Genomic DNA, 21655 nt, shown 5'->3' on the forward strand with positions numbered 1-21655 from the left:
GGGCTCAGTAATGGAAACGGAATCTCTGAAAGACGTTGCCGGTATATTTAAGTCACTCGACGCGTTTGCCATCTTTGAAATCGCCGTCATTATTGCTTTTGCGGTTGCTTTCGTCTGGCTTACACAAAAAGTACTGCCATGGGTAGCCTCACAGCTGCACGGCAAACGCCGACTGTATACGCTGGCGCTGGTACCCATGCTACGCATTGTCATTTTAGTGCTGGCGCTGGTGATGATAGTGCCGCGTATTATCGAGCCCACACTGCAGAACATGGTTGCAACCCTGGGCGCGGCTGGTTTAGCCATAGGCTTTGCGCTGAAAGACTATGTGAGTAGCTTAATTGCAGGCGTCGTGGCTATTCATGAAATGCCCTATCGGCCGGGAGACTGGATAGAAGTCGACGGGACGTACGGTGAAGTGACTCATATCGGCATGCGCACGGTCGAACTGGTGACCAATGACGACACGGTTATCTGGGTGCCACACCTTAAACTGTGGGATAACCTAATACATAATGCGAATAATGGTGGCCCCAGCTTAATGTGTATTGCCGAGTTTTATACCCAGCCGGAAGCGGATGCCTTTCAAATTCGCGATGCGCTGGAAGAAGTTGCCTTGACCAGCCCATACCTGCAGCTTGGTAAGCCCATAACTGTAACCGCAGCCGAGCAACCGTGGGGCACTAAATATCGCTTAAAAGCCTATCCAATTGACCCCCGGCAGCAGTTCCAGTTTATTACCGATATGACCGCAAGAGGAAAGCGCCGTTTACTTGAGCTTGGCGTTAAGTTTGCGAAAGTAGAATCAGACGAAGCGTTAGAGCTCTCCTCTTAGTAAGAGCAGCGCTACTGACCCAGGTAGCGCTGTAACTCACTTCGCCATTGTGCTGACTGTACGGTGTCTAATAGTGCCCTATTTAACGGCTCCCGTAGCTCGCTCCCTTGCGGTAAGGCGAAACCATAATCCTGGGGCAGGACACGTTCAGGCAAGAGTCTGATATTGTTAAGCGCATTGGTACGCATTGAATAACGTAAAATGGGTTCGTCATAGACAACGGCATCAAGCTGCCCGGCATTGAGCTTTTTAAGCGCCGCATTCAAATCGGTAAAACTTTCATAGCCAATATTCTGTTGTTCTAACCACGCCGCCGTTGCTGAATTGCCTAATGTCGCCACACGAGCATTGGGGAGATCGTTTGCACTGCTAACTTTCGATTGAAACTGTGACACCGTGAGCGATGAAGCAATCGATGCGGTAAAGCTTGAAATGATGATGACGCAGGTAAACATCCAAATAAGACTGACCACTCGCCCGCCAAGACTACGTGGAGATTTATCGCCATAACCAACGGTGGTCATTGTCACCGCCGCCCACCAAAAGCCCGAGCCTAAGCCATTTATCGGCTGCTCGGAAAATTCTTCAGGGTTTTCCTTGCGCTCAAAGAACCAAACTAAAGCACCGGCTACAAAAAGGACGCCACTTAAAACCAAGATGACTTTTAAAAACTCGAAGGATACGAAACGCTTAGTGACCGCCCACCAGGTTGATGTGTTATTGCTTGGCACGGCAACGGCGAGGCCGGCATTGTGAAAGGGCTGGCTAAAATCGATGACGGACTCTCGTTGTGACGTGATGGTCAAAGCGCCAATACCAAGATCGTACTTCCCGGCTTCAACTCCGGTAAGTAGATTATTCAAAGAAACGGGGTGTAATTCGTATGGTCGCTCGAGTTGAGTAGCTATGTCTTTCCACAAGGTTACGGCTAGCCCTTGGTAGTCGCCATTTTTTTCAATAACAAATGGCGGATTAACCCTGACCGCCACCTTTAACGGCTCTTCAGGTTGTGCATTTGCATTAAACGTAAAAGTTGACGATAACGTCATTAACAGAAGAGCTAGGACAAAACGGAGCGACATGCGTATCCCTATTGTGGATTGATGAGTATCAAAGGAATACTATCAGGTAACGAACGAATTGTTGACTAACCTTTGCTCATGCAAGAGAATGAGAATTATTGTTATTTTAGGAGGTTTTATGAAGCTATTTTACACCATCGTAGCGGCTTTCGTTTTAGCCACGTCAATGCCAGGTTTTGCCCAAGAAGAACAGCAGTACCAGCATTTTAAGCCAGAGCCATCTGACAATTTGCATCAGGCCATTATGAACCTGAACAAATATAATGCAGAATTGCAGAAAATCATCGAAGGCGATATGCCACCGAAAGATATGGCGAAAGTGCATGAACTGACCTACACACTAGAGGTGGCACTTGCCCGTTTGAGCAAGGAGTTGGATGTTGCTGCTAACTCGCTGGAAGAGGTACACCTGGGCTCGGAGGCAATGAATAAACAACGTGTTGAAGGCTTCGGTAAAAGCTACCTTGAAACGTTGAATCATGTGCTGGGTAAACATAATCAACATCATAATGGAAACCATAAAGAGCACATGAAGCACAATGAGCACAGTGGTCATAGTAACCACTAAGCGTCACAGTGTCTCTAAAAATGCTTTAAAGTGTCGTAGCCAGAAGCTTTGTGGCTGCGACATTGCATTCCTTCCAATGGGTATCTCGCAAATCGATTCGCCATTTATCTCCGCTCTGGGCAGAGGCAGAATCGTCACGCCACTATTGCTGACGTACGCAGCGATTTTTTCACTCAAGGTCTCTGGGTTCATCGCGAAGTGCAGGTGAAACATGGCTGTTTGTGGTTTTTGTGGGTTAACCCGAATTCCATCCAGTTCATTCAGCGCATCGCCTAACGCTTTGGAATAATTCACAGCGTCTTCCATAAGTGGCAGGTTCTCACGCAAACTCCGGCGAGCTGAAATCACTTGTGGGTATTGGGTAATGACATTACCACCGGCTCGACGAGTCCAGACTTTGGCTTGCTCAATAAACGCCTCTGAACCAGCCAGGATAGCACCGGAAATAGCGCCTAAGTCTTTGTAAAAACTGACGTAAACCGAATCAAAAAGCTCACAGACTTCGGCGAGCGAACAACCATAAGCTGCCGGTACCTGCCAAAGTCTTGCACCGTCTAAATGCATAGCGATATCGTTGGCTCTCGCCCATTCAGATTGAGAAACCAAATCATCCCAGTGTGGCAGTCGACCGCCTATTTCCCGCATTGGTAGCTCCAGCAAAATACTACTGAGATCGCTGGTCTGCACACCTTTTAAATCGTCCAGGGCTATTGGCTTATCAGCGGTACCTGTGGTTGTGCCGTTCAGCCCCCACAGCGCTTCAAACCCCATTTGCTCGTGCAGCATTAAATGCGAGGTCGGGTGTAAAGCAACGCCATTGCGCTGGCGTTGGTCAGCGTGAATACGTAACGCCAGTGGCTGAGCTAAGGTTCCAGTTGGCAAAAATAGCGCCGCAGGTTTGCCGAGCAGCTTCGCCACCTCATCTTCAAAATCATTAATAAGCGCGCCACTGCCGTAGACATCGCGTTTTTCGTTTTGCTTGACCTCATCGGCTAATAAGTGCAGCCCCTCCGCCATACTCCGCTGTGGCTGACGCAGCAGAGAAGAGTTTGCCTGCTCGGCCGCTCGAGAATACGCCTGTTTGGTTTTTTCCGGAATAGAGAGTGTCATAGTTACCTACTTTGAGTGCACCTTGCCGCCAATAATCTTATAGGCGGGCGTACCGCGAATCATTGTCTCGCGCGCAAATTCCTGCCCACAACCGGGGCAATGGCACGGTTTGGTGGTGTGATCTTCAACAATGCGCTCAATAAAACACTTTACCAGCGCGCCTTTACCACCCTTTCTGTATTTAAATATGGGCGTTTTGCACTGCAGACAAGAAATCTGCACGGTGCGAACCGGCCCCTTCTTGTTCGGTTTCGCCATAAAACAGTCGGTTACAATTTAAGCATTTCCTTTAGTGTAACAAGCGCGCTATAGTTTTTCTTCCTAATCAAAAAGAAGAATTAAAGGACACCCCTATGCGTTATTCCATCGTCGCCCTGGCTGTTTTGGGCTTATTAACGGCCTGCGGACAACCGCAAGAAAGCAATTCTGGCCAAAGTTCTCAAATGGCTGCTGAACAACAAAAGCAGACGGAGCAAACATCACAATCTGAAACGGAACGCCTGAATCAGTGGTTTGAAAACAAATACGAAGAGCAACTGCAGCAAAGTCCCATTCAAATGACTTTCCTGGGTCGCAAAGACCGCTACGGTGACATAGATGACATGACCGTGGCCGCTGAAAAGAAGCAGCTGCAGTGGCTTGAAAATAGCGTTGAAGAGTTAAAAGCCAATTTCGACTACGACAAGCTAGGACAGGAAGCGCAAACGTCGTACGATGTCTGGGTTTATCAATACGAGCAAGCCAAGCGTAACGCTGAGTTCCGTGGCATGGGTTATGTATTTGACCAAATGCGTGGTGCACATACTTTCCTTCCTCAGTTTTTAATTAACTTCCACCGGGTTGATGGTGCAGAAGATATGGAAGCTTATATTTCTCGCATTAACGGTGGTGCAACAGCCATCGAACAGTTATTACAGCGTGCGAAGCAGCAGGTTGAAAACGGCGTTCGTGCGCCGCGTTTTGCTTACGAACAAGTCATAAAAGAAGCGAAGGGGCTTATTTCAGGCGCGCCGTTCGATGAAGAAGGTGACTCGAGTTTACTGAATGATGCTAAGAATAAACTGAGCGCTCTTCAGGAAAATGACGAGATCTCCGCCGAACAAGCCGACAAATACGAGAAAGAAGTACGCAAAGCGCTATTAGAACGCTTTCGCCCAAGTTATGAAGCGCTCATCAGCTTTCTTGAAAGCGACATCGAAAATACCGACGAAGTCGCCACTGGCGTACATCGCCTGGAAAACGGTAAAGCCTACTACAACGCCTTACTGAAAAATTATACGACTACCGACCTGACCGCAGACGAGATTCACCAAATTGGTTTAAATGAAGTGGAGCGGCTGACTCAGGAAATGATAGCGATTAAAGATAAAGTGGGCTTTGAAGGTGATCTGCAGGAGTTTTTCACCTTTATTCGCACTGACGAGCAATTTTTCTATCCGAACAACGACGAAGGCGCTGAAATGTATCTGGAAGATTCTCGGGAATATCTGGCGTATATAAATGAAAAGTTGCCAGAGTATTTCGGGATTTTGCCAAAAGCAGACTTGATCGTGAAACGCGTTGAGCCTTTCCGAGAGCAGGACGGCGCAGCTCAGCATTACTATCCAGGCTCGCCGGACGGTGAGCGCCCGGGCATTTACTATGCGCATTTATCGGACATGAGCTCTATGCCGAAAAATGAGATGGAAGCTATTGCTTATCATGAAGGTAACCCGGGTCACCATATGCAAATTTCCATTGCACAGGAGCTGGAGTCCGTACCGGAGTTTCGTACTCAGGCTGGTTTTACGGTCTACAGTGAAGGCTGGGGCTTGTACGCAGAGCAGCTGGCCAAAGAGATGGGCGCTTATGAAAATCCTTACTCGGACTTTGGCCGCTTAACCACGGAAATTTGGCGGGCGGTGCGTTTAGTTGTGGATACTGGCATGCACGCGAAAGGCTGGACAGAAGAGGAAGCGGTGAAGTACTTCCAGGAGCATACCCCAATCGCAGAAGGGGCGGTGCGCTCAGAAGTGCGTCGCTATCTCGTGATGCCGGGTCAGGCAACCGCGTACAAAATTGGCATGATCCGCATTCTGGAACTGCGTGAAGAAGCCAAAGAAGCGTTAGGCGATAAGTTTGATATTCGCGGCTTCCACGACACCATTTTGGGTGGTGGTGCTTTACCACTGCACATTCTGGAGCGTCGTGTTGACCAGTGGGTTGAGAAGCAGAAACAAGCCTAGTTTACAGTAAGCCAATATCAATGGCTTTAAGCACAGCTCGGGTGCGGTCACGCACCCCGAGCTTTGCCATTAGTGAGGACACTTGATTCTTGACTGTCCCGGTTGATTTAAACAAGCTTTCCGCAATTTCGTGATTACTTAGCCCCGCTGCAATCAGTCTCAACACGGCAACTTCTTTATCTGTCAGGGGTTCTACAAGCGTTTTGTCGTCAATGCTCTCTGTGCTCTTGTTATTTTTTAAGCCAGTTAGAATGCGCTCCGTAATGGCCGGTTGAAGCCATGTTTTTCCCTGAGATAGCGCGGCAATTGCGTCAACCAGCATCTCCAGAGAGACATCTTTTAATAAGTACCCTTCTGCACCCGCTTGAATGGCTCTCATAATAGACTCGTGGTCATCAAACGTCGTGAGCATTAACACGGGAGTCTGGCAGCCGTTACTTCTTAATGTTTCTACCGCCTCTATACCATCCATGTCGGGCATTCGAATATCCATCAGGATAACGTCAATGGAGTGTTGGGCATTTTTCTCAAGAGCCTCCTTGCCAGAGCTTGCTTGCGCAACAACGGTCACATTGTCCGATAGTGATAAAAGTGAGCTAAGACCTTCCCGAACTAATGTTTGGTCGTCAACTAACAGAACGTTAATGCTCATACATTATCCTCAAACGTTAGTTGAAGATTAAAGCCTCTGCCTTTTGCTTCTACGATGAGTTCTGCGCCAACGTCATTGGCACGCTCTTGCATACCCGTCAGTCCATTTCCTTCCTTAAAATGTTGAACAGACCCGTTATCTTCAATAAAAAGACAAAGCGTATTACCTTGACGAGATAACGAAATACTTTGTCGGTTGCCATTGGAGTGTTTCAGGAAGTTTGTCACGGCCTCTTGCGATATCCTCAAAACTGCCTCGGCAATATCAATGGCTTGAATGCCGAGGTTTTTCTGACACGTCACCTCAACTTGTTTATCTGTCGAGCGGTAAGCCAGCGACTGTAATGCTTTTTCTATATCCAGAACGGCCGAGTCACGTAAGTCGGAAACCGCTTCACGAACATCTGAAAGCAATAATTTGGTAATACTCTGGCTCTTTTCTAACGTCGGCTTTAAATCATCGCCCGCTTTTCGGGAAGCCACCTGTAAGTTAATGGAAAGAGCCGTTAGGTGGTGGCCTATTAAATCGTGAATATTGCGAGCTATTCTTGTCCGTTCGTTCTGTTTACTGGCTTCTTCCAGCAGCATTTGTGTTGCCCGAAGCTCCCGGTTTATTGCCAGCTCGCGCTCGAGTGCTTCTGTCTCTCTCAGACGGGTGCCCATGGTCACTATAGCGAACAAATTAAATGCCCAGAACAGAATGGCGGATATCCAGGCATAGCTGTCGCCCCAGCCAAACTGGTAAATCAACCATAATGGCACCGATAGCGGAATAGAGATAAGCACAGAGTTTCGAATACTGGTGTAATAAGGCAGCTGCGCCACGCAAATCGTCATCAATATGGCGACAACACTATAGGGTATTAAGTAATACAAACTGAAAATAGCGACCAATTGAACAAAGACAAGACTGAGACGTAACCAGGGCTCGTTTTTGTAGGGCTGTTCTCGGGTCGCTATTGTGAAACAAACCATGAAAACCACAAAGAATACTGCGGAAAGGATCCAGTGCGAGCTAAAAAACGGTGTTTGCTCTCTTTGACCTAGTAAGTAAAGACAAAACGAGGACAACAGCGCCCAGGACAGCACCGCAACCCACTGCTCTTGATCGATGTATTTGGATGTAACTGATTTTATATTCATGCGTTAAGTATGCCTGCAGCCCAGCATTTGACAATAGGCCAAAAGTCACGTTTGAGAAAGTGACTTCTTGCACTCACTGACACCAAGTAATAGCCCTAATCTGTAAAAAACAGGAGGGGTTATTATGTTGACACTACACAGCGTTTTACTTTATTTGCACATCGTTTTTGGGGCCATAGCCATGGCGCTATTTTGGATACCGGTGATAACCAAAAAAGGTGCCTTGAATCATCGCCGGTTTGGTAAGGCGTATGTCTGGACCATGAATACGGTAGCGATTTCAGCCATCGTCATGTCAGTCATGGTATTAGTGGCGCCGGGTTATTTTAAAGCGGATATCATTGCCAATAGCCAAAGACCTGAGGTCGTTATCGAGGGTATTCGGTTCTTTTGGACCTTGCTGTTGTTCCTTTCCGTGTTTACTTTTGCGTCGGTTCGGAACGCAACCGTTGTTTTGCGGTCGAAACGAAGTCGCGATAACTTGCGTACATTCAGCTATCTATCGATGATTGGGTGTCTGGCGGTGATGTCTCTGGTACTGCTATGGCAAAGCATGAATACGCCTGCTATTCAGTTTGTCAGCCCTTGGTTACACATTATTTTTGGCATTTTAGGGTTAGTAAACGTGTATCAAATGTTGCGTTTTGCATTTTCGCCCTCAGTTAAGAAGAATGCCTGGTTGATAGAGCATTTAAGTTCAATGTGTGGTTCAGGTATAGCCGTTTATACAGCGTTTTTCGCTTTTGGCGCGCGGCATGTGCTGGCTCATTTAGGGCATTGGCAATTGTTATTCTGGGTAGTGCCGGGTGTTGTAGGTACGGTGCTTATATTTTTATGGTCACAAAAATACGAACAAGGAGAACTCTCGTGAGGTGGCTTTTATTCTTACTTACAACATTAATTTTTGCGCCCGGTGTTTATGCCGAGGTGGAAACGAAACAGGTCATTCAACAGCAGTTGGCTGATGGCTCACTTGATAGCGCTGAAGACAGCGTTGAAGAATGGGTGAAAAAAGAGCCGGAAAACGCGGAAGCCTGGCATACCCGTGGGGTGGTGATGGCGCAACAGGCACAAAATGCCTTTTTCAGTGCGATGAGTTACGCCGGCAAGTCAGTGGACTCCTTTGAGAAAGCCGTTGAGCTGGCGCCTGACAGTATTAAATACCGTCGAGCCCTGATGCAGTTTTATTTAATGGCGCCTTCTATTGCCGGCGGTGATGACGAAAAAGCGCTGGCGCAAATTGAGAAAATGATGGCGTTAGACCCGGCACAAGGGGCGCTCGCTAAAGTTGGGTATTTTCGTAAGCATGAAAAAATGATGGAAGCTGAGTCTTTGCTGGAAGAAACCATAGCAGCACACCCAAATAATGCGGATGTTTTGCTTTATGCCGGTCTACAGAAACAGCGTGCGGAAGAATTTGACGCCGCCTTCAAGTTGTTTGAAAAAGCTAAAGCAGGTGTGTCTGATGACGGTTCGGCAGTCAGTATGGCGTTGTACCAGATTGGAAAAACCGCCGTTTTAGCAGAGAGTCATATTGATGCAGGCATTGCCGCGCTCAATAATTACCTGGAGAAGGCGTCGTTAGAGAATCTACCTGAGCCACACTGGGCTCAGTACAGAAAAGCACAGTTACTCGCGTTAAAAGGCGATACAGAGACGTCAGAGCAACTGCTGGCAGAACTTAAAGGTGTTGACGATAAAGAACTGCAAAAACAGTTGGCGCAATAAGGTTAGTCATCTAAATACCCTCGATTTCGGCCATCCGACTTGGCGCGATACAGCGCCGAGTCTGCTTTGGCTATCATTTTCTCGGCAAGCGCATCGATGTCTTCGTCAGTTTCTGGGCTATGAATATAGCCTCCGACGCTAACGGTCAAATAGGGGGCTATACCTGAGGTCTCGTGAGATAGTTGTAGCGCTCTAACGGACTCAAGCAAATGGTTAACGCTGTCTTCGGTCTTCTTCCTGTCCGTCGCTGAAATTACAGCAACAAACTCTTCCCCACCGTAACGCGCCACAAAGTCAGTATTACGCTGAAATAAATCAAAGAGGGCATTGGCGACCCCTTTAAGAGCCTGATCTCCCTGTAAGTGTCCGTAATGGTCGTTATAGTGTTTAAAATGGTCAATATCAATAATCAGTAGAGACAGCGCTGACTGCTCTCGCATCGCACGCTGAATTTCATTGTGGATACGCTCGTCAAAAGCACGGCGGTTGGCAATGCCGGTTAAACCATCCTGAGAGACTTGGGCATGAAGAAGCCGGTTGGCTTTTTCCAGTTCACGCTGAGTATGAATAAGCTCTGCGTAGGTTCGTTGTCGCTCTAGCGTATTGGCAATAATATTGGCGACCAATTTTAAACAGCGAACTTCTTCTGGTGTCCACCGATGCTTTTTCTGGACCCTGTCACAGCCGACAAAACCCAGTAATTGGTGCTTGGCTACTATACCCACACAGATAACGGACTTAATGTGTTCGCGCCGGAATTCTTGCTTTTCGGCATCAGCTTCGGGGGGAAGTAATTCCACATCGTTAACAATGAAGAGTTGATGTGTCTTTATTTCATTGAAAAACCAAGGGAGATCATCGATGCCGACAGACTGCAAATCGTCAATGTGTGCTTCAAACCCATCCCGCACCCATTCGTGCGTGTTGGTCATATTGGCAACAGCATCATCAAACTCGAATACATAACACCGATCAGCACCGGCATAGCTGCCAAATGCCTCTATAACTTCCTCAATGCACTCGTAGGTTTCTGCTGGCTCGCTGTTAATTAAACGAGACGAAAGCTCAGATATTAATTGGTTAAAAGTAACTTGAGTATTTATGGCGTCCATGAATCCTTCCGACCGTTTACACTGTCAGTTAAGCACAGACACAACACAAGGTAAATGTTATTTTTGTGTTATTTTAAGAGTTGTTCAGTCTGTGTAAAACGTCCAAATATCAAATACGACCGGTAACACGGAAAAGACTAACAGGAGAGCCATTGAAACATTGAAAATGCGCTGTGCCGTATGGTTGGTCAGTAATTGACGCAAGCCAGCACCGGCAACAAGCCAAACACCAACACAAGGAAAGGCCACCGCTAAAAACGCTGCGGTTATTTCCATGACTTCAGACCAGAGTGTACCCGCTACGGTGGTAAATGCGGCGACTGCGCCGGTCGCCATGACCCAGGCTTTACCATTCACCCACTGAAAGAGAACCGCCTGCCAAAACGTCAGTGGTTTACGGTCACCCTTCTCTATGGCTTTGGGTGTTTGCGAACCAATCACCCAGGCGAGCCACAGCAAATAGAGCGTGCCGGCAATTTTTATCATTTGGTGCAGCAACGGGAATTGTTCCAACACCGAGCCAAAGCCCATACCGACCACCAACACCATCGCCGGAAACCCCAAACAGATACCGAGGAAATGCGGCAAACTGGATTTTACCCCGTAGTTCACACCAGAAGACATGATCATTATATTGTTGGGACCCGGCGTAATGGTGGTCGAAAACGCAAAGAAAAATACCGCGATAAAAATTTCCATAGCCTTCCTTATTACGACATAAAGTGACGCATTGAGTCTTATACTGGTGTCTTTAAAAATATACGATACCATGGCATTTCATGGAACCGGTTTTAAGGAGAGCAGCGAGTGAGTGAATTAACCCCCGGCTTTATTGTCGCGCACGGACACCGTTTGGAAGACTTAACGGATGTGGCCGTCAAATTCACTCAAAATTATCCGCTGGCGCCGCTGGAGCAAGAAACGGTACTGGTTCAAAGTAACGGTATTGCGCAGTGGCTTAAAATTAACTTAGCGCAAGCCAGCGGCATTGCTGCCATGGTCGATGTGACCTTGCCCGCGCGCTTTCAGTGGCAAGCCTATCGAGCCGTGTTGGGCGACGATATCCCGAAAACCTCGCCATTCGATAAAGACCGTCTGACCTGGCGGTTAATGCGTTTATTACCCGAGCTTATTGCCGAAAACCCACACTTTGCGCCGCTGAAGCACTACACTTCGGACGATAATGACGGGCGCAAGCTCTATCAGCTCAGTGGGCGTTTAGCCGATTTGTTTGACCAATACGCGGTGTATCGCGCTGACTGGCTCGACAACTGGGTTAAAGGTCATGACGTTTTGGAAAACAATGAGCCGCTTGAAGCCGAGCAATTGTGGCAGCCGGAACTCTGGCGCGCTGTCAGTAACGACATTGGCATTGATGACTACTGGAACAACCGGGCTGAGCTGCACCAGCGTTTTATTGATACGGCAAAGGCATTGCAGAGCCGCCCTGCAGGCTTGCCGCCCAGAGTTGTTGTGTTCGGTATATCGTCACTGCCGCAGCAAATGTTGCAAGTGCTGGATGCCATAAAAGGCTACACGCAGATTTTGTTATGTGTGCACAACCCGTCGCAATTTCACTGGGCCGACATTGTTGACGGCAAAGAAGCGCTGCGAGAGGCGGTTAAAGCTTCTTCTCGACTTAAACATAAGCCTGATCTGCCTGAGCAGCCAGACGATGATGAGTTGCATCAGCTGGCGCACCCGCTGCTGGCGTCCTGGGGCAAGCAAGGTCGAGATTATATTCGTCTGCTCGATTTATACGACGAAACGCTCGCCAAGCAGGAAGCCTTTAATACCGTAAAGCTGGAATTATTCGAGCCTCACGACACTCATCACCTGTTAGGTCAGTTACAAGACGATATCTTAAATCTGCGACCAGTTCAGGAAACGCGGGAGCACTGGTCGACACCGGCTAAAACGGACAAGTCGTTGCAGTTTCATGTCTGCCATAGCCCACAGCGAGAGCTCGAAGTACTGCATGACCAGCTACTGGATGCATTTGCGAACGACCCGGATTTAAAGCCCCGTGACGTTATGGTGATGCTGCCTGATGTGAACACCTACGCGCCTTACATTGACGCGGTATTTGGACGCTATCATCAACGCCCGGGCGAACGTGATCCGCGCGCCATTCCTTATACCATTGCCGATCAGGGGGAGCGCCATCAGCGACCATTAATGATAGCGCTGGAATTGTTGTTGCAGGCAGACCAGCTGCGCTTTACCCAAACGGATTTGTTCAATTTATTGTCGGTGCCCGCTGTACAGCAGCGCTTCGACATTCATGACGACGACCTGCCGCAGTTGAAACGCTGGGTCAGAGAGGCCGGTGCGCGATGGGGCCTGAACAGTCAGCAGCGTGAACAGTTTTATATGCCTCCGGCAGAGGAAAGAAACAGCTGGTGGTTTGCGCTTAAACGCATGATTGCAGGCTATGCCATTGGCGAGCTTGAAGCAGACCATTCATCCCCCTGGGCTGAGGTTGAGCCTTATCCCGAAGTATCGGGCCTGAGCGCTGCTCTCGTTGGCTGCCTGGCGGATGTTGTGCGCGCGCTCGAGTCATGGTGGCAGCGCACGCAATCTGCACAGCCATTAACGGACTGGGTGTTGCATGGCGAGTGGCTGCTGGAGCAGTTTTTCAAGAGCGACGACGACAATGACCGCTTACTGTTAGCCAAGCTCAGCGATGAGCTGTATCAGTTGCGGGATATTGGCGTCGAAGCTGACAATGACTCGCTACTGCGTTTACCGATATTCAAAGACGCTTGGCTGGAGCGTGTTGATCAGCAAAACCTGAATCAACGGTTTTTAGCCGGCGCAGTGAATTTCGCCACGCTCATGCCCATGCGTGCCATTCCTTTTAAATACGTCTGTGTGTTGGGAATGAACGAAAGTGACTACCCGCGCTCGGTGCCGCGCGTGGACTTTGATTTGATGACGGATCGTTATCGCCCCGGGGACCGTTCTCGGCGTGACGATGATCGCTATTTGTTTTTGGAAGCGATGCTGTCAGCGCGAGACTGTTTTTACGTCAGCTGGGTGGGGTACAGCGCCAAAGATAACAGTGAGCGCACACCGTCGGTATTAGTCGCGCAGTTGCGTGACCATCTTGAGCAAGGCTGGGGTATCGACGTTAAAGACCTGACTGTAGAACATAAGATGCAACCTTTTAACGCCTCCTATTTTATTCAGGAGCGGCCTGAGTATTTCACTTACGCCAGCGAGTGGGCGTTGGCGCATGGTGGCGCTAAGAACAACCACTCAACAACGTCTCAGGATAAGCCGGAAAGCGTCGAACGCACTCTCAGCATTAACGACATTAAACGTTTTATTGAGGAGCCTGCGCGACTTTACTTTAACTGGCACCTCGATACCTATTTTGGCAGCGAAAATGAAGACCTGGATGACAGTGAAGCCTTCGCTGTGGATAAGCTGCAAAGCTGGACGCTTATTACTCGCTTGGTTGAATGTGGTAAGCGCGCCCTGCTGCAAGGCGGTGGCACAGAAGCGGCGCTGCTAAAAGAGCTTAACCGAATCAATCGCGAGGGGGCGTTAGGTATAGGCGCTATTGCCGAGCAAAATGGCCTGGCACTGCTTGATCAAGCCGACAAAATACTGGGCTCTTATCAGCAGGGTATTGCCGGTTACAGCCAGTTTAATGAGTTCCCCATTGAGGTAGGCTTCGAGCATAACGGTCTGATTATCGACGACACCATTACCGGCTTACACACCAATGAACAGAGTGAGCGGCTGTGGGTGGTGACTTCAGCGAGTGAAATTGCAAAGAAGACGAAGAAAGGTGGTATTGAGCCCGATCGTTGGAAGCATGCGTGTGCCCCTTATTTGGGATTGCTACTACTAAACTTACAGCAGCCCACCCGCTTGTTAATTGTGTCCAAAGGCGGCTGTCAGCTGCGCGTTGCGCCGGTACCGGCACAGAAAGCGCTGCAACAGCTCGAGCAACTGCTTGAACTGGTAGCGTTGTCGGTGCAGCAACCACAACCCATGCATTTAGATATTGCCTTAACCTGGCTGAACGCCCTGGATAAAAAAGACAGCGACGAAGCCTTGGCGCAGGAGGCGGCTCGGCAGAAATACGAAGAAGATCAGTATAAAAAACCGGCCATAATGACAAAAAGCGATTACTGCGGCCGAGTTGCAGACACTTACGAGACGATTATGACGTCGCCTCATTTCCGCCGATTTTTAAATGAACTCTACGACCCACTGCGTTTAACCATGGTGCCGGAGGAGAAGTCATGAGCCAATCGTCAACGCATATTTTGGAGAACCCGCTCGACTTTCCGCTGAACAGCAGTCGCCTGATTGAAGCGAGCGCCGGTACCGGTAAAACTTACACCATTGCAGCGCTGTATGTGCGTTTGGTCATTGGTCACGGCGCGCCGCAAACAGCCTTTGAGCGCGAGCTTGTACCCAAGAACATTCTGGTCATGACCTTTACCAAAGCCGCGACAGAAGAGCTGAGTGACCGTATTCGCGCGCGCTTAGCCGAAGCCGCGGCTTATTTTCGTGACCCAGATTCTGTCGACAGTGACCCTTTCTTAGCCAGTTTGCGAGAAGACTGCGTAGCGAAAGAACAGAACTTAAAACACTTAGCACGATTATTGGATTTAGCGTCACAGTCGATGGACGAAGCCGCTGTAAAAACCATTCACGGCTGGTGTCAGTCCATGCTGAAAGAGCATGCCTTTGCCAGCGGCAGTTTATTCAGTCAGGACGTCGAAACCGACAATGAAGAGCTGCGCTTGCAGGCAGCCGAGGACTACTTCCGTCGGTTTATTTACCCAGCGGATGCGAAGCTGAGCGCTAAGTTATTAGAGGATCTTGAATCGCCTAAAAAGCTTTTAGGTTTGACATACAGTTTAAGCAAAAGCGGTCAGGCACCGGTTGAGGGAGACCTGCAAACTCTATTAATTGAGGCGGAAAATGGTCATAAGCAACGAATTGCGGCGATAAAGCAAGAGGTTGCGCCTATTTTGCGAGATTTAATAGAAAAGGCATCGAAAGTCAAAGGCACTGTGCCCAAACTTAAGCAATTTCAGAAATTCGCGGATTGGTGCGCTGATTCCGAATTAGTGGAACCAGAAGTTACCGACGCCAACTGGAAAAATATACGCACCGGCGAATTAAAGTTGTTTGCGAATGGTAAGCTAGGTGGAATGTCGGAAAGCTGGGCTATGCTAGGGCAGCTGCAAGAACGCATTAAGCAAAGCAAAGTCCAGCAAACGCAAGAACTGGCTAAAGTAAAACAACATGCCGCGTTTTGGGTGAACAAACGTTTTGCTGAATTGCAAAATCAGCGTGCAGAGATGGGGCATGACGACATGCTCACGCGCTTACGCGATGCGTTAAAAGGCCCTAGCGGCGAGGCGCTGGCGGCCGCTATTCGCAAGCAGTACCCCATCGCCATGGTTGATGAGTTTCAGGACACCGATCCCGTTCAGTATGAGATATTCAACCGTATCTACAACCTGGCAGAACCGTATCCCGGCACTGGTATTTTCCTGATTGGTGACCCGAAGCAGGCGATATACAGTTTCCGTAATGCGGATATTTTCACCTATTTAAAAGCTCGGCGAGACACCGCAGGGCGGCACTATAACTTAGCGAAAAACTTCCGCTCGTCACAGGCGATGGTGGATAGCGTAAATGCGCTGTTTGAGCGCGCAGAGGAGCTACCCCGCGGCGCCTTTTTGTTCAAAACCGAAGACGACAACCAACTGCCCTTTAACCGTGTGGCTGCCAACGGACTTAAGCGTACGTTCAAGCACTGCTTGTTATCGAGTCATTTAAGAACCGCACCGGCGTTACTTTGGTCGGTATCAAACGAAGAAAAACGCAATAAAGCCATCTTATTTAAAGCGGCAGCGAACCATCATGCCAACCTAATAGCGTCGCTGCTGAATGACCCGCAAGCCGGTTATTACAATGCAGACGATGTGCTAGAGCAGCGTGTTAAAACCAGCGACATTGCGGTACTGGTGAATAACTTCAACGAAGCGAATGCCATTAAAAAGGCACTGAGTGACCGCGGTCTTAAAAGCGTTTATTTGTCGGATCGCGAGTCGGTATTTGCACAACGCGTGGCTAAAGACTTACTGGCACTGGTCAGCGCCTGTGCCGAGCCGCGTGATCCTTCACTTATTCGCAGCGCTCTGGCAACGCGTTTGTTGGGTTTGCCGTTTGCTGAACTTGAGCATATTCACAGTAATGAACAAGCTTGGGAAGCGCGTGTTGAGCAATTTTTAAGTTATCACGACCAGTGGCTGCGCCAGGGCGTGTTAGCTATGTTGCACAATGTGTTGCACGACCATCAGGTCCCCGCGACGTTGCTGGAAGACCGTATTCATGGTGAACGACAGCTGTCAGACGTGTTGCATATAGCTGAATTACTGCAACAGCAGAGCCTGGTGTTGGATGGCATTCCGGCGTTGGTGAATCATTTTGCCGAGCAGGTGAATGAACGCCACGGCTTTGACAGTGATAGTCGCACGCAAGTAGAAGAGCAACAGCTGCGCCTGGAAAGTGACGCTGATCTGATAAAAATTATCACCATTCATAAGTCCAAAGGGTTGCAGTACCCGCTCGTATTTATGCCCTTTGTGGCTTATACCAAGTCGGAGCCCTACCGTATAAAGCCACCTACGGTATATCACGATGAAAATGGCGAGCTGCAAGTACTCTGGTCCAAAGACGACGACAATAAACAGCGATTAAGCGACGAAATTCTCGCAGAAGATTTACGTAAAATGTACGTCGCCGTGACCCGTGCACAGTACGCCACCTTCATTGCGCTGGAGGCCATGAGCGAGCATCGTAATAATCCGTTGTTTTACTTATTAAACGGCGGTGAGGCGTTGTCTGACGAGCTTTACAACGTTGTTAATGAGCACTGGCAGCAAAGCGCGCATACGCAGGTGACACGCCTGGAAGAGGACGAACCTCTCGTGAGAGCGCTTGAGCAGGAGCAAAAAACACCTAAGTTGACGCCTAAAACGATGCCGGCTGGCCGAAAACTCGAACGTTGGTGGGTGGCTAGCTACAGCGCGCTGAAGTATGAAGGCGCGGTGACGAAAAGCACACAGGCACCGCAGTCGCCCGATGAAATGAACCTGCTGGATGAGCGAGAAGACAAGGACGAGCAAGTCGCCAGTGTCGCAGAGCCGAGTGCGGACAGCATTCACCACTTACCTAAAGGCGCCGGACCGGGCTCCTTTTTGCATAACTTATTGGAAGAGTCGGCGAATCGGGGTTTTGAGGTAATCGCTCACGATGCCTCCGAGCGCACTGAGCTGGTACAGCGTTTTTGTGTCAGCCCTTTGTGGCAGGAGCATGAGCAGAGCATTGCACAATGGCTGAATGCGTACCTACAAACCGAATTTACGCTGAACGCTAACGGCGACAAAATTAGCCTCAGCCAGTTGCAGCAGTACAAAGCCGAACCCGAGTTTTGGTTTGGTGCCAGTGGCGTTAACGCACAAACACTGGATAACCTGGTGCAACAACACACATTACCCGGTTACGAGCGCCCTGCACTGGAGCCTAACTTGCTGAATGGCATGTTAAAAGGCTTTATCGACTTGGTCTTTGAACATAACGGAAAGTATTACGTGGCAGACTACAAGTCCAATTGGCTGGGTGAAGACGACCATGCCTACAGCGAGGATGCTATGCGCGAAAAAATACTTCACAGCCGTTATGACCTGCAATACGTGATTTATACGCTGGCATTGCACCGTCTGCTAAAAGCTCGGCTGGGCGATGAATACGATTACGACACCCAGGTTGGCGGCGCAGTTTATCTCTTTTTACGCGGGCACAGAGCCGAAACTGGCGGCGCATTTTGTGACAGGCCACCGAAAGAGCTGATAGAGCAGCTGGACAGCCTATTCGCCGGAGAAAGCGTCAAAGACAAGGAGTCAGTATGAGCAATGTAACTACCCACACCCTGTTCGAAGCTCTGAGTCAGTGGCGGGATGCCGGCTGGATACGCTCTATTGATTTAGCCTTTGTCGAGTTTCTGCAGCAAGCGGGCGAGCGCAGCGATGCGGTGTTACTCGCCGCCTGCTGTGTGTCGCATCAAGCCGGGCGTGGGCATACGCAAGTTGATCTAAAGGCTTTGATGGATGCCCCGGAAACGCTGCTGAACCTGCCACCGGAGAACCGTCATGCCGCGGACTGCGCCTTACCAAGTGAGCTTTTTAAGCAATACGGATTAGACCTGACCGACGCACTGGCAGCCAGTCAATGCGTCGATGTGAATGGCCACGGAACCGAGCCGTTGGTGCTCAGCGAACACACCTTGTATTTACGCCGCTATTGGCAGTACGAAACCTTTATAGAGCAAAGTGTTCAGGCGCGCATGCAAGATCGGCCGGTTATTAATGATGAGCTACTAAAGAGTACGCTGGCTAAGCTGTTTGCGCCGACTGAAAACGACGATATTAACTGGCAGCGAGTGGCCTGTGCGAATACTGTGCGGTATCGGTTTAGTGTCATTACTGGCGGACCAGGTACCGGTAAAACCTATACCGTGGTGCGCTTGTTGACGGCATTGCAGCATCAGGCGTTGACGCTCGGTTTGCCACCGCTGCGAGTGTCACTGGCGGCGCCGACCGGCAAAGCTGCAGCGCGCCTGACTGAGTCCATTGAAAATGAGCTGGAGCAATTGGTGCAGAATGAAAAACTATCCAGTCTGAAGGACGCATTACTTTCGATTCAGCCCGAAGGGAAAACGCTGCATCGACTATTGGGTGTGAAACCCAATTCCCGCGCCTTTAAACACAATGCAGAAAACCCGTTGCGAACGGATGTGGTGATTGTCGATGAAGCCTCAATGATAGACATAGAAATGATGACTGCATTGCTAAAAGCAACACCGAAACACGCGCGGCTGGTACTCATTGGCGACAAAGACCAGCTAGCATCGGTCGAAGCTGGCGCCGTGCTCGGTAACTTATGCGCCGGCGCCGATGAAGGGCAATATCACAGCAACACCGCTAAGTGGCTGCAGGACATTGCTGACACACCAACATTTCCGTCAGAGCTTATCAATGACAAGGGCGAGCAGCGCCTGCAACACGTGGTTAAATTCCGCAAAAGCTACCGCTTTAAAGGCCCTATTGCCGACCTGGCAAACGCTATTAACCGTCAGGATGATGCCGCCACACAACAGGAAATTGAAAAAGCCAAAGCCGCTGAAGGTGATCACCCAGTCAGTGTTTACGAAGTCGACAGTTTAGACGACTCAAGCTTTGAAGCCTTAATTCGCAGTAACCTGACAACATCGGGTAGCCTGACGTTACACGTCAGGAGCAATGCAGCCGTCAACGACAATGCTACTACAAACATCGACGCTGGTTCCGCCGACAAACTCGCCCTGGAAGCGCTGCAAAACCTAAGCAACTTTCAAATTCTCACCGCCCTGCGCGAAGGCCCCTGGGGCATGAAAGCCGTAAACCAAAAAGTCGGCGACATACTCGGCGTAAACGCCAACAGCTGGTACGAAGGCCGCCCCGTTATGGTCACCAAAAACGACTACGGATTAAAGCTCAACAACGGCGATATTGGCATCGCCCTAAAAGACCCGGAACACGGCCACCTGCGCGTCGCTTTTCCCGATCAAGAGCACGGCGTACGCTGGATACTCCCGAGCCGGCTCACCCACATAGAAACCGTCTACGCCATGACCGTACACAAATCCCAAGGCTCCGAGTTCAAACACACCGTCATGGTACTACCCGACCACGACAGCCCAGTGATGAGCAAAGAATTGTTGTACACCGGTATTACGCGGGCTAAAGAGCGGTTGAGTTTGGTGGGTAAGGGTTTAGCTAACCTTTAACATCTAGAGCAGATCAGAAAGCGCCATAAACTTAAAATTATGATGCTTGTGATCAAAGTCAGTCAGCGGCCGCGCCAACCGCTGTGGTTGGCTGACTTTGAATAGCCAATATTTTTCATCACGCTTTTTCTTAGCGGTGCCAGTAATTTCTTCGGTCAACGCTTGCCCCGCAACCTCTTCAATAGACTCTACTTGCCAGACATAGTTGGCTATTAGCTTGTTGCCTTGCTTTTTGTCTGGAGCGGCAATGATGATAAATTTGGCTTCTCTCATTTTGTTATCGATAATGTACTTTTGGGTAGAAGCCCTTTTCTTCATGTGAAAAACAGAGGCTGAGCCATGTAAAAATGCTTCGTAATAGCCCGAGTTTCGTTGATCAATGGCAGTCGAAGTGACAAGCGCTAAATCAGCGTGGCGAATACTGGTTAACCCAGTCTGATTTATCCGTGCAGATTCCTGGAAAAAGTACTTATCAATATCTCTAGTACTCTCATCGTCCAGTAGGCTCGCTAATTGATCGGTGAGAAATGATTTTAACCAGGCTTTTCCAGTATCGTTTGCGGTGCTGGGTAGTAGAGGAAACGCCCCAACGCCAACTTCGTTAATTGCATCCCAGTATGGGTTAATTTTGATATTTTCAGGGTCTTGGTTATAAAAACCAGGGTACAAGGCAAAAGCCCCAAAAACGGGTCGAGTCTTGTTCTTGCCTAAGCTATCAAATTTTTGATAAATGAGTGCATCACGATACCGGTGCATTTGGTTAAGGGCATCAACAGGCACACAATCTTTATCAGTTCTATCACGGTCGATACGATATTTCGCATCAAACACCCAAACCAGACGTTCTTGGTCACCAATGGATACTTCAAGAAAAATGTCGGGTTTCTGCATCGAGGTCCATGCTTTGTAGGGGTTACTGCTTATAGAAATTTGCGGCTCATGGACAACCCGTATTTGCACATCGCCTTTTTTGAACAACTGTGACGCACCTAGTCCATCAACAAACTCAACCCGAAGCCCCTCGCGCTTAAGTTTCGGGTGCGCTGTTTGATTGACCTTTTCGAAACCTAGTTCCTCAACAATCTGCGTGACCTGCAGATAACACCAAACTTCGTATAAGTCAGCGATAGATCGCACTGCTACTGAAGCATCGTCTCCGAATAAATCCAGGTACAATTTAAGCTCTTGCCAGGCGCGGTATACTTTTGCGTATCCAGATTTCTGCTGCAGTACTAACGAATCCGTTTTTAAGCTTCGAAAATCTATTGAGCAACAATTACGGTGGGCGTAATACCACATTAAAAAGCGAAGAACCAACATACTTCTGATTCTTCCC

Annotated in this window: 16 protein-coding genes; 8 read left to right on the plus strand and 8 right to left on the minus strand. The window is 49.1% G+C overall.

Annotated elements, in window-relative coordinates; all coding sequences use genetic code 11:
* Positions 1-10 precede the first annotated feature (10 nt).
* Positions 11-835 carry a mechanosensitive ion channel family protein gene (locus tag CWC33_RS05890; protein WP_100691178.1) on the plus strand — a complete coding sequence of 275 codons (825 nt, stop codon included), beginning with the start codon at positions 11-13 and terminating at the stop codon, positions 833-835.
* A gap of 11 nt (positions 836-846) precedes the next feature.
* Here CWC33_RS05890 and CWC33_RS05895 read toward each other — a convergent pair whose 3' ends face one another.
* Positions 847-1917: a transporter substrate-binding domain-containing protein gene (locus tag CWC33_RS05895; RefSeq protein WP_100691179.1), complete on the minus strand. Its 1071-nt coding sequence runs from the start codon at positions 1915-1917 to the stop codon at positions 847-849.
* Between the two features lie 118 nt (positions 1918-2035).
* Between CWC33_RS05895 and CWC33_RS05900 the strand changes: the two genes are divergently transcribed.
* Entirely contained in the window at positions 2036-2485 is a 450-nt protein-coding gene (locus CWC33_RS05900) for a DUF6746 family protein (RefSeq protein WP_232709856.1), read from the plus strand.
* A 3-nt stretch (positions 2486-2488) separates the two neighbouring features.
* Here CWC33_RS05900 and CWC33_RS05905 read toward each other — a convergent pair whose 3' ends face one another.
* Together CWC33_RS05905 and CWC33_RS05910 are read right to left on the minus strand one after the other, a co-directional pair.
* Positions 2489-3595, minus strand: coding sequence for a threonine aldolase family protein (locus CWC33_RS05905; protein WP_100691180.1), 1107 nt, complete (start codon positions 3593-3595; stop codon positions 2489-2491).
* Between the two features lie 6 nt (positions 3596-3601).
* Positions 3602-3853, minus strand: coding sequence for a hypothetical protein (locus tag CWC33_RS05910; RefSeq protein ID WP_053953456.1), 252 nt, complete (start codon positions 3851-3853; stop codon positions 3602-3604).
* 95 nt (positions 3854-3948) lie between these two features.
* On the opposite strand from CWC33_RS05910, the gene CWC33_RS05915 reads away from it, so the two are divergent.
* On the plus strand, positions 3949-5820 hold the full coding sequence (locus tag CWC33_RS05915) for a DUF885 domain-containing protein (protein WP_100691181.1): 1872 nt from the start codon (positions 3949-3951) through the stop codon (positions 5818-5820).
* 1 nt (position 5821) lies between these two features.
* On the opposite strand, the gene CWC33_RS05920 is transcribed toward CWC33_RS05915, so the two are convergent.
* Positions 5822-6472 carry a response regulator gene (locus tag CWC33_RS05920; RefSeq protein WP_100691182.1) on the minus strand — a complete coding sequence of 217 codons (651 nt, stop codon included), beginning with the start codon at positions 6470-6472 and terminating at the stop codon, positions 5822-5824.
* The gene (locus CWC33_RS05925) at positions 6469-7614 is read right to left on the minus strand and encodes a sensor histidine kinase (RefSeq protein ID WP_100691183.1); all 1146 of its coding nucleotides are present in this window, start codon (positions 7612-7614) and stop codon (positions 6469-6471) included. The genes CWC33_RS05920 and CWC33_RS05925 overlap by 4 nt, the downstream gene beginning before the upstream one ends.
* A 124-nt stretch (positions 7615-7738) precedes the next feature.
* On the opposite strand from CWC33_RS05925, the gene CWC33_RS05930 reads away from it, so the two are divergent.
* Both CWC33_RS05930 and CWC33_RS05935 read left to right on the plus strand, forming a co-directional pair.
* Positions 7739-8485 carry a hypothetical protein gene (locus tag CWC33_RS05930; RefSeq protein WP_100691184.1) on the plus strand — a complete coding sequence of 249 codons (747 nt, stop codon included), beginning with the start codon at positions 7739-7741 and terminating at the stop codon, positions 8483-8485.
* Positions 8482-9342: a hypothetical protein gene (locus CWC33_RS05935; protein WP_100691185.1), complete on the plus strand. Its 861-nt coding sequence runs from the start codon at positions 8482-8484 to the stop codon at positions 9340-9342. The genes CWC33_RS05930 and CWC33_RS05935 overlap by 4 nt, the downstream gene beginning before the upstream one ends.
* A gap of 2 nt (positions 9343-9344) precedes the next feature.
* On the opposite strand, the gene CWC33_RS05940 is transcribed toward CWC33_RS05935, so the two are convergent.
* Complete coding sequence (locus CWC33_RS05940; protein WP_100691186.1) at positions 9345-10454, minus strand: sensor domain-containing diguanylate cyclase; 1110 nt, start codon at positions 10452-10454, stop codon at positions 9345-9347.
* Between the two features lie 84 nt (positions 10455-10538).
* Positions 10539-11153 (minus strand): LysE family translocator, encoded by a 615-nt coding sequence (locus tag CWC33_RS05945; protein WP_100691187.1) that lies wholly within the window; start codon positions 11151-11153, stop codon positions 10539-10541.
* Between the two features lie 108 nt (positions 11154-11261).
* Between CWC33_RS05945 and recC the strand changes: the two genes are divergently transcribed.
* Genes recC through recD form a run of 3 tightly spaced genes read left to right on the plus strand, consistent with a single transcriptional unit; the run spans position 11262 to position 20319 of the window.
* Positions 11262-14717, plus strand: a complete 3456-nt coding sequence (gene recC / locus CWC33_RS05950) for an exodeoxyribonuclease V subunit gamma (protein ID WP_100691188.1) — start codon at positions 11262-11264, stop codon at positions 14715-14717.
* On the plus strand, positions 14714-18403 hold the full coding sequence (recB, locus tag CWC33_RS05955; protein ID WP_100691189.1) for an exodeoxyribonuclease V subunit beta: 3690 nt from the start codon (positions 14714-14716) through the stop codon (positions 18401-18403). Before recC ends, recB begins: the two co-directional genes overlap by 4 nt.
* Positions 18400-20319, plus strand: coding sequence for an exodeoxyribonuclease V subunit alpha (recD, locus tag CWC33_RS05960; RefSeq protein WP_100691190.1), 1920 nt, complete (start codon positions 18400-18402; stop codon positions 20317-20319). Before recB ends, recD begins: the two co-directional genes overlap by 4 nt.
* Before the next feature lie 3 nt (positions 20320-20322).
* Here the strand turns inward: recD and CWC33_RS05965 are convergent, their stop codons facing one another.
* The gene (locus tag CWC33_RS05965; protein ID WP_100691191.1) at positions 20323-21639 is read right to left on the minus strand and encodes a nuclease domain-containing protein; all 1317 of its coding nucleotides are present in this window, start codon (positions 21637-21639) and stop codon (positions 20323-20325) included.
* Positions 21640-21655 lie beyond the last annotated feature (16 nt).

Source organism: Idiomarina sp. X4, assembly GCF_002808045.1.
Taxonomy (GTDB): Bacteria; Pseudomonadota; Gammaproteobacteria; order Enterobacterales; family Alteromonadaceae; genus Idiomarina.

Coding starts and splice junctions, on each gene's coding strand:
- CWC33_RS05890 (WP_100691178.1), top strand. CDS start 11: ATGGAAACGGAATCTCTGAAAGACGTTGCCGGTATATTTAAGTCACTC.
- CWC33_RS05895 (WP_100691179.1), bottom strand. CDS start 1,917: ATGTCGCTCCGTTTTGTCCTAGCTCTTCTGTTAATGACGTTATCGTCA.
- CWC33_RS05900 (WP_232709856.1), top strand. CDS start 2,036: ATGAAGCTATTTTACACCATCGTAGCGGCTTTCGTTTTAGCCACGTCA.
- CWC33_RS05905 (WP_100691180.1), bottom strand. CDS start 3,595: ATGACACTCTCTATTCCGGAAAAAACCAAACAGGCGTATTCTCGAGCG.
- CWC33_RS05910 (WP_053953456.1), bottom strand. CDS start 3,853: ATGGCGAAACCGAACAAGAAGGGGCCGGTTCGCACCGTGCAGATTTCT.
- CWC33_RS05915 (WP_100691181.1), top strand. CDS start 3,949: ATGCGTTATTCCATCGTCGCCCTGGCTGTTTTGGGCTTATTAACGGCC.
- CWC33_RS05920 (WP_100691182.1), bottom strand. CDS start 6,472: ATGAGCATTAACGTTCTGTTAGTTGACGACCAAACATTAGTTCGGGAA.
- CWC33_RS05925 (WP_100691183.1), bottom strand. CDS start 7,614: ATGAATATAAAATCAGTTACATCCAAATACATCGATCAAGAGCAGTGG.
- CWC33_RS05930 (WP_100691184.1), top strand. CDS start 7,739: ATGTTGACACTACACAGCGTTTTACTTTATTTGCACATCGTTTTTGGG.
- CWC33_RS05940 (WP_100691186.1), bottom strand. CDS start 10,454: ATGGACGCCATAAATACTCAAGTTACTTTTAACCAATTAATATCTGAG.
- CWC33_RS05945 (WP_100691187.1), bottom strand. CDS start 11,153: ATGGAAATTTTTATCGCGGTATTTTTCTTTGCGTTTTCGACCACCATT.
- recB (WP_100691189.1), top strand. CDS start 14,714: ATGAGCCAATCGTCAACGCATATTTTGGAGAACCCGCTCGACTTTCCG.
- recD (WP_100691190.1), top strand. CDS start 18,400: ATGAGCAATGTAACTACCCACACCCTGTTCGAAGCTCTGAGTCAGTGG.
- CWC33_RS05965 (WP_100691191.1), bottom strand. CDS start 21,639: ATGTTGGTTCTTCGCTTTTTAATGTGGTATTACGCCCACCGTAATTGT.